This window comes from Protofrankia sp. Cj3 (assembly GCF_917627355.1).
GTDB lineage: Bacteria > Actinomycetota > Actinomycetes > Frankiales > Frankiaceae > Protofrankia.
In genome coordinates, this window is record NZ_CAKJTR010000022.1 from 8,811 (window position 1) to 16,945 (window position 8,135).

Below are 8,135 nucleotides of genomic sequence, written 5' to 3' on the forward strand. Positions count from 1 at the left end.
GACGGCGACGGACCTGCCGACAGGTTCGGTAATGGCTCGGGCCGGCGTGGTGACCGCGGCGCTGGATCGGCTCGCCCAGGCCCGCCCGCCGATCGTCATCGTAGGGGTGGTCGCCGGGGGCTGCCCGCCTACCGGCCTCGCCGTGGGAGCGCCGGACATCCTGCTCACGGCCGGTACGGGGGAGATCGCGAAGGCCGGTGCGCGAGCGGGGACACCCGGCGCGGTCGACGTGGACGACCTCGCGGACGCGCTGGCGAGGCTCGTCCGCCAGGTGCGTGCGCACCCGCTCGCCGCGGTCGCTCTCGTCGGTCTGCTGCGGTTGACCGCGACGCTCGCTCCGCTGGACGGGCTGGTGGCCGAGTCGTTGGCGTACTCGACCCTGCTTGCCGGCCCGGAGTTCACGGCCTGGCTCGCGGGCCGCGGCCCGATGCGCCACCGCGACAGTGCCGAGCCGGTGCGGGTACGCCGGGCCGGCGGTCAGCTTCGCCTCACGCTGAACCGGCCCGAGGTCCGCAACGCCTACGACACCGCGACCCGCGACGCGCTCGTCGCCGCGCTGCGGGCGGCACGGTCCGATGGGGACATCACCGAGGTCCTGCTCGACGCGGCCGGGCCGGCCTTCTCCAGCGGCGGTGACCTCAGCCAGTTCGGTACGGCGCCCGACCCCGCGACCGCGCACGTCATCCGGGTCGCTGCCGGCGCGGCGGCTGAGCTCGTCCGGTTTCCCGGCCGGGTCACGGCCCACGTCCATGGGGCGTGCGTCGGCGCGGGCGTCGAGCTGCCCGCTTTTGCCGATCATGTGGTCGCCGCCCGGGACGCGGTCTTCCGACTCCCGGAAGTCGGTATGGGGCTGGTGCCCGGCGCGGGCGGCACCGTGAGCATCACCCGCCGGATCGGGCCCGCCCGGACGGCATGGCTTGCGCTGACCGGTGAGCCGTGCGACGTGGTGACCGCTGTCCGCTGGGGGCTTGTCGACGATTGTGCTGGCTGATGGGATCGATTGATCAATAACTGATCCGGGATTTCGGTGGGTGCGGTCAGACGGTTTCACGTCTACTATGTGGACGTCCTACTATCCGTTGTCCAACTACCGACGGCGGAGCGAGCCTGCCGTGGGGCCCGGGGGGTCACAGGGATGAACACAGCCGACCGGTCAGCCCCGCGCGTGCCCAAGCACCCGGTGCGCATCGTCACCGCCGCGTCGCTGTTCGACGGGCATGACGCGGCGATCAACATCATGCGCAGGCTCCTGTGCTCCCAGGGTGTCGAGGTGATCCACCTCGGCCATGACCGTGGCGTCGACGAGCTCGTCACGGCCGCGGTCCAGGAGGACGCGAGCGGGGTGGCGCTGTCGTCCTACCAGGGTGGACATATCGAGTACTTCACCTATCTGGTGGAGCGGCTGCGTGAGCGCGGCGCCGGCCACGTGCGGGTGTACGGCGGGGGAGGGGGCGTCATCGTCCCCGCGGAGATCGCCCTGTTGCATGCCCGCGGTGTCGCCCGGATCTTCTCACCCGAGGACGGGCAGCGCCTCGGCCTCCTCGGAATGATCAATATGATTGTCGCCGGCTGTGACGTCGATCTGGCCGAACAGCCCCCGCCGCTGCCCGCGGTCCTCGCCGGTGAGCAGGCCGCGCTCGCTCGGGCGATCACCGTGCTCCAGGCCGGCCGTTCGCCCGAACTCGCGGCCGAGCTCCGGGCGGCGGCGCGCACCGAGGTTCCCGTCCTCGGCATCACCGGGACGGGCGGGTCCGGGAAGTCCTCCCTCACCGACGAGCTGCTGCGCCGCTTCCGCGTGGACCAGCAGGACAAACTGCGTATCGCCGTTATCGCGGTCGACCCGACCCGTCGCCGCGGCGGCGGCGCGCTGCTCGGCGACCGCATCCGGATGAACGTGCTCGGTGACGCCGACGGCGGGGCCAATATCTTCTTCCGCTCCCTGGCGACCCGGGGGGCCGGCGGCGAACTGCCCGAACACATCGGCGATGTGATCGCCGCCTGCCGGTCCGCCGGCTACGACCTGGTCGTCGTCGAGACACCGGGCATCGGCCAGGGGGACGCCGGGATCGTCGACCTCGTCGACGTCGCCCTTTACGTGATGACACCCGAGTACGGTGCCGCCTCCCAGCTTGAGAAGATCGACATGCTCGACTTCGCGGACGTCGTGGCGATCAACAAGTTCGAGCGGCCGGGCGCTGAGGACGCCCGCCGGGACGTCGCCCGCCAGCTGGTGCGCAACCGGGAGGCGTTCGGTGTCCCCTGGACGGACATGCCCGTCTTCGGGACCAGCGCGGCCAGGTTCAACGATGACGGCGTCACCGCGCTCTACCAGCACCTGACCGGGCTGCTCGCGGCCAGGGGGCTACCGCTCGCCGCCGGGGCACTGCCCACGGTGACAGTCAGGGCCTCCTCGGGGCTGGCGACGGTGGTCCCGCGCGGCCGGGTCCGCTACCTGGCCGAGGTGGCCGAGACCGTCCGCGCCTACCACCTGCACAGCGCCCGGCAGGCCGAGGCGGCGCGCCGACGCCAGCATCTGATCACCGCCCGGCGCGAGCTCGCCGCCGCCGGCCACGATCACAGCGCGCTCGACGCCCTCATCGACGGCGCCGAGAAGGCGCTGGACCCCGCCATCGGTGCGGAGCTGGCGAACTGGCCGGCCACGGTGGCGGAGTACTCCGGTCAGGAACTCGTCTACACAGTGCGCGGAAAGGACATCCACACGCCGTTGCGCCGGGTCACCCTGTCGGGCACGTCCATACCGCGGGTGGCGCTGCCCCGGATGGACGACCACGGTGAGCTCGTCCGCTTCCTGCGGGCGGAGAACCTGCCCGGCCGATTCCCGTTCACCGCCGGTGTGTTCCCGTTCAAGCGGGCCGGTGAGGCGCCGGCCCGGATGTTCGCCGGTGAGGGTGACCCGTTCCGGACGAACCGCCGGTTCCACTTGCTGTCCCGGGGGTCGCAGGCCACCCGGTTGTCCACGGCGTTCGACTCGGTCACGCTTTACGGCCGCGACCCGGCGGCGCGTCCCGACATCTACGGCAAGGTCGGCACCTCCGGGGTCTCGATCGCGACCCTGGACGACATGGCGGAGCTCTACGCGGGCTTTGACCTGTGCGCACCGACGACGAGCGTCTCCATGACGATCAACGGCCCGGCACCGGCGATACTGGCGATGTTCCTCAACGTGGCCGTGGACCAGCGCCTGGCGGCGTTCCGGGCCGAACAGGGCCGTGAGCCCAGCGCCGAGGAGGCCGCGGGCATCCGGGCGCGGGCGCTGGCGACCGTGCGGGGCACCGTGCAGGCGGACATCCTCAAGGAGGACCAGGGCCAGAACACCTGCATCTTCTCCACCGAGTTCGCCCTGCGTGCCATGGCCGACATGCAGGAGTGGTTCATCGCCCACGGCGTCCGCAACTTCTATTCAGTGTCGATTTCCGGTTACCATATCGCGGAGGCCGGCGCGAACCCCATCAGCCAGCTCGCCTTCACCCTCGCCAACGGTTTCACGTATGTCGAGGCGTACCTCGCGCGCGGAATGGCCATCGACGACTTCGCGCCGAACCTGTCGTTCTTTTTCTCCAACGGGCTGGACGCGGAGTACACCGTCCTCGGCCGGGTCGCCCGGCGGATCTGGGCGGTGGCGATGCGCGAGCGCTATGGAGCGTCGCAACGATCGCAGCTGCTCAAATACCACGTGCAGACATCCGGCCGTTCCCTGCACGCGCAGGAGATGGACTTCAACGACATCCGGACGACGTTGCAGGCCCTGTGCGCCATCTACGACAACTGCAACAGCCTGCACACCAACGCCTATGACGAGGCGGTGACCACCCCGACCGAGCATTCCGTCCGGCGGGCACTGGCCATCCAGATGATTATCGACAACGAATGGGGGCTGGCGGGCAACGAGAACCCGTTGCAGGGCTCCTACATCGTCGACGAGCTCACCGACCTCGTAGAGGAGGCGGTACTGGCCGAATTCGAGCGGATCTCCGAGCGCGGCGGTGTGCTCGGCGCGATGGAGACCGGCTATCAGCGCGGCCGCATCCAGGACGAGTCCATGCTGTATGAACAGCGCAAGCATGACGGCACATTGCCCATCATCGGGGTGAACACCTTTCTCGCCCCTGCCCCCGACGAGGATGCCGGCACCGGCCGCGGCGACAATCCGCGCGGCCCGGTAGAACTCGCGCGCGCCACCGAGGATGAGAAGCGCTCCCAGCTCGCCCGGCTCGCGGACTTCTCCGCCCGCCACGCCGAGGAGGCGCCGGCGGCGTTGCGCCGGCTGCGCGTGGCTGCCGCGACCGGCCAGAATATCTTCGACGTGCTCATGGACGCGGTCCGCTGTTGCTCGCTCGGTCAGATCAGCGATGCCTTCTTCGAGGTCGGTGGCCGGTATCGTCGTAACGTCTGATTCCCGTGCAGGGACCAACCGCGCCTGAGGTGTCCGTGTCCTCTCCGAAACCGTTGCCGTTCGACCCCATCGAGGAGGCGCGTCGGCAATGGACAGCGCACGGATGGGCGCAGACCGCCGACAGCATGGCCGCGGTCACGTCCGTGATGCGTGCGCAGCAGATCATCCTGGCCCGGGTGGACGAGGTGCTGCGTCCGTTTGAGTTGACCTTCGCTCGTTACGAACTGCTGATGTTGCTGCTGTTCAGCCGGGCCGGCTCCTTGCCCATGAGCAAGGTCGGCAACCGCCTGCAGGTGCATCCGACCAGCGTGACGAGTGCGGTCGACCGGCTCGCGGCGCAGGGGTTCGTCCGGCGCATCCCGCATCCGACAGACCGGCGGGCGACCCTGGCGGAGATCACGGCGGCGGGGCGCGACGTCGCGGCGGCGGCGACCGACCGGCTCAACGAGAGCGTCTTCGCCAGCCCGGATCTGTCCCCTGGCCAGATCACGTCGCTCGTTGACATCCTGAGGGAGTTCCGCGGCCGCGCCGGTGACTTCTGACTTCTGCCGGCTGATGGCTTTCACAACCGTCACAGTTCGATAAGCTGACGGCCCGCATTCTGGCACTGTTGATATCTGGCTGCGTGGTTCATCCATCACAGATGTCGGTAGGGCTGGTGTGTCACTCCTGATGTGTCACTCCTGATGACGGTACAAACGCAGATTCCATCGATCGGCTCAACCCGTGGATGTTCGTCACATCGGCGATTCCCAGCACTGTGAAGCGAGTGGGTGCGCCGGTGCGACACAACAGGCCGTCACCGCACCGATGCGCACACCGCGGTGGCGGCCGATCTGGCTGAACGCACCCCTGCAGGAGGTCGCCAATGGTCATCCCAGCACAGGGGGCCGGCCGGCTCCCGACGGCCGCACGCGGGCCGGGCCGGAGTACACCGTCCTGGCCCGCCACCTCGACACCGTGGTCAGTGGGCAGACAGAGGCTGCTGGCTTATTTCGACGACCTCGTCCTGCGGGCGGCCAAGACCGGACGCGGGGGCGGATACCTGCTCAGCGGTGAACGCGGTATTGGCAAGAGCCATCTGGCCAGGATTTTCACCCACCGGGCCGAGCAGAAGGGGATGGTTACCTTCCGCGGTCGTTGTGTGCCCGGCGGATCTCCCCTGCGATCCCTGCGGGAATCCCTACTGCGGGTGGGCAGCAAATTACCAGACGCCGTCGAATGCGAGCAGCGTACTCCCGCGGAGGTGGTGGCAGAGCAGCTTATTGTGCGGTGGACGAGCAGGCCGGGGGAACCGGCCGCGCTCGTGGTCGTAGAGGACCTGCACCACGCCGATCCCCGTACCCAGGAGGTGCTGTTCTATATTTCCGACCACCTCGATGAGGTTCCGTTAATACTGGTAGGCACCGCGCAATCACCAGCACGGCTCGAATGGCCGATGGTCGAGGAGATCTGCGGCAACCTGAACTACCTCGACGGGATCATCCCCCCGCTGGCTCCCGCTGAGGTCGAGGAACTGGTCCGCCATCGCATCCCCGCCCCGGACCCACAGGTCATCGACTTCCTGCGCCGCTGGAGCGACGGCGTTCCACTCCACCTGCTTGACCTGCTCGACTGTGTCCACGACCTCGCCACCGCCATCACCACCAGCGGTGATGCCATCGCCACCAGCGGCGACGTCACCGCGATGGCCACCGTCAGCGACCTGTTCACCGCGCAGGTTCCCCGTCCGCTCGCCAGCCGGCTCCTGCTGCGGATGGCCGGACTGGACGATCACGATCGCCACGTATTGCGGGTGATGAGCTTGTTGGGCCCCACGTTCGGAGCCGAAGCCGTGGAGAAGATCACCCGGCTTCCCGCCGGCATGACCGAACGCTCCATCAACCGGCTTGTTGAGCTGGATATCGTGCAGGCGTGTCCGCTCGCGGACCGGGACGGTTTCGGGTTTCGGCACGCGCTCGTCGGCGAGGTGATCCGGCGCACGATGCCCCCCGACCAGGTGCGCTCGCTGGGCCGCGCGGTGGCCGAGGTTCTCCGTGACCAGGCGCGGCACGAGGCGGAGACCGATCTGTCGCTGGCACGGCGGAAACTCCAGCGCGCCGCGGCGATCCTGGCTCCGGGTTCGCCGGAGCACACCGAGGTCCTGACGGAGCAGCTCGACATCGTGTCCCGTATCGGCGACGCCGGGGCCGAACGGGCGCTGCTGTCCTTTCTGCGCCCCAGCGTGCAGGCGCACGGCACCAGCGCCGGTCCGGGACGTTGCGGGCCCGGCGGGCTGGTGGACAGCGTGGACCAGGTACGGGTCCTGCTCCGGGCGGCAGCCACCGCGCTGACGCTGGCCGATGACCTGACGGCGCGACGGCTGGCCCTGCGCGCGCTGCGAGCCGCTCTGGATCTCGCGCTGCCCGCTCTGGTCTGCGAGGCACTGGACGTGCTGGGCTGTGCCGCTGAACGGCACGACATCGCCGCGACGCGACGGGCGTACACCAGGCTGGCCAGGGTTGCGGTCCTACACCGGATGACCTACTGGGACATCCATGCCAGGGCGGGCACTGCCGTCGTGCGGATGCTCATCACGGCCGACACCCACGAGCTGCGAACCGTGCGGGAGCTGGCGGACCGGACGGGGCTGCGGGCGTTGACGACACGGCTGGAGATCAGGCTCGCGCAGGCCCTCCTGCTGTCCGGCAACGGCGACGAGGCGAAGGTATGGGCTGAATCGGCCGGACTCGAAGCACGGCGGCTGTCCCTGCCCCACTTACTCGGGCAGGCGCAGGGACTGCTGCGCCTGGTGAGAATAGCCGAATCAGAGTGCGCTGGCGCGGAGCGCGGCATGGACGGCGACCACACGCTCGTGGATGCGATGGAGGCGCTGGTCGCGAACAACATGGTGGCCCTGGCCAGGGCGCTCGACGCGCGGGCCGAGGCGGGCGTGTTCCCCGAGGCCCACGTGCCCTTCTGCTGGTCGGGGCTGCGGCGGCTCGCCCATGCTCTCGAGGGGACCGCCGCGCCGGCCGACCCGCTGCTGTCCACGGCCGACCGTGGCCTCGGCGCGTTCGGCCTGGCCGTCGTGACGGGGCGTGCGGGGGACCGCGCGCAAGCCGAGCTGTGGGCCGCGGAGGCGGTCCGGCTGCTGCGCGGTTTCGACTGGTGCAGGCAGCAGGGCCAGCTCGCGGTGGCGGAGGCGGCCGCCGACGCCGGTTGGGGGGCTCCGGCAGAGTGGCTGCAGGAGGCGATCGCCTACTTTGGCTCCTGCGGACACCTTCGGCTGGTCCAGCAGGCACGTCAGTCGTTGCGCCGCATCGGTGCCCCGGTCCCGCGGAGGGGCAGAGGCGCGGCCACCGTGCCCTATGCCCTGGCAAGGGTCGGCGTGACCACCCGGGAGATGGATGTGCTGGAGCTGGTCGCGCGTGGATTATCCAATCAGTCGGTTGCGGACCGGTTGGTGTTATCCACGCGCACCGTCGAGTCCCATCTGCGGAATCTGCTGACCAAGACCGGTTGCCAGAACCGCGCTGACCTGGCCCGCTTCCGTCATGCCGGCACGGACCTGCCCGTGACGGAGCCGTCAGGCACGACGAACATGAACGGCCCGTTGAACGGGACGGCGGTCCAGAGCAGCGACGTGGCCTGACGCGACGGCCGCACGCCGTCCGGGCGGCTGGTGGTCGCCGCCGGAAGTTCGCCCAGGCTCCGCCGGCGCCAGCCGGCGCCTCGCGTC

Annotated in this window: 4 protein-coding genes; all 4 read left to right on the forward strand. The window is 69.8% G+C overall.

Annotated features, from left to right (window positions below; translation table 11 throughout):
* Positions 1-991: enoyl-CoA hydratase/isomerase family protein (locus tag MJ783_RS04960; RefSeq protein ID WP_239308735.1), on the forward strand; the 991-nt coding region annotated here is incomplete at its 5' end.
* A gap of 144 nt (positions 992-1,135) precedes the next feature.
* Positions 1,136-4,414, forward strand: a complete 3,279-nt coding sequence (icmF, locus tag MJ783_RS04965; protein WP_239308736.1) for a fused isobutyryl-CoA mutase/GTPase IcmF — start codon at positions 1,136-1,138, stop codon at positions 4,412-4,414.
* Between the two features lie 35 nt (positions 4,415-4,449).
* Positions 4,450-4,956 (forward strand): MarR family winged helix-turn-helix transcriptional regulator, encoded by a 507-nt coding sequence (locus MJ783_RS04970; protein ID WP_239308737.1) that lies wholly within the window; start codon positions 4,450-4,452, stop codon positions 4,954-4,956.
* Positions 4,957-5,381: 425 nt separating this feature from the next.
* Positions 5,382-8,048, forward strand: a complete 2,667-nt coding sequence (locus tag MJ783_RS04975; protein WP_239308738.1) for a LuxR C-terminal-related transcriptional regulator — start codon at positions 5,382-5,384, stop codon at positions 8,046-8,048.
* Positions 8,049-8,135 lie beyond the last annotated feature (87 nt).

What these genes read in the sequence shown, in the direction of transcription:
- icmF (WP_239308736.1), top strand. Translation starts at nt 1,136, where the DNA reads ATGAACACAGCCGACCGGTCAGCCCCGCGCGTGCCCAAGCACCCGGTG.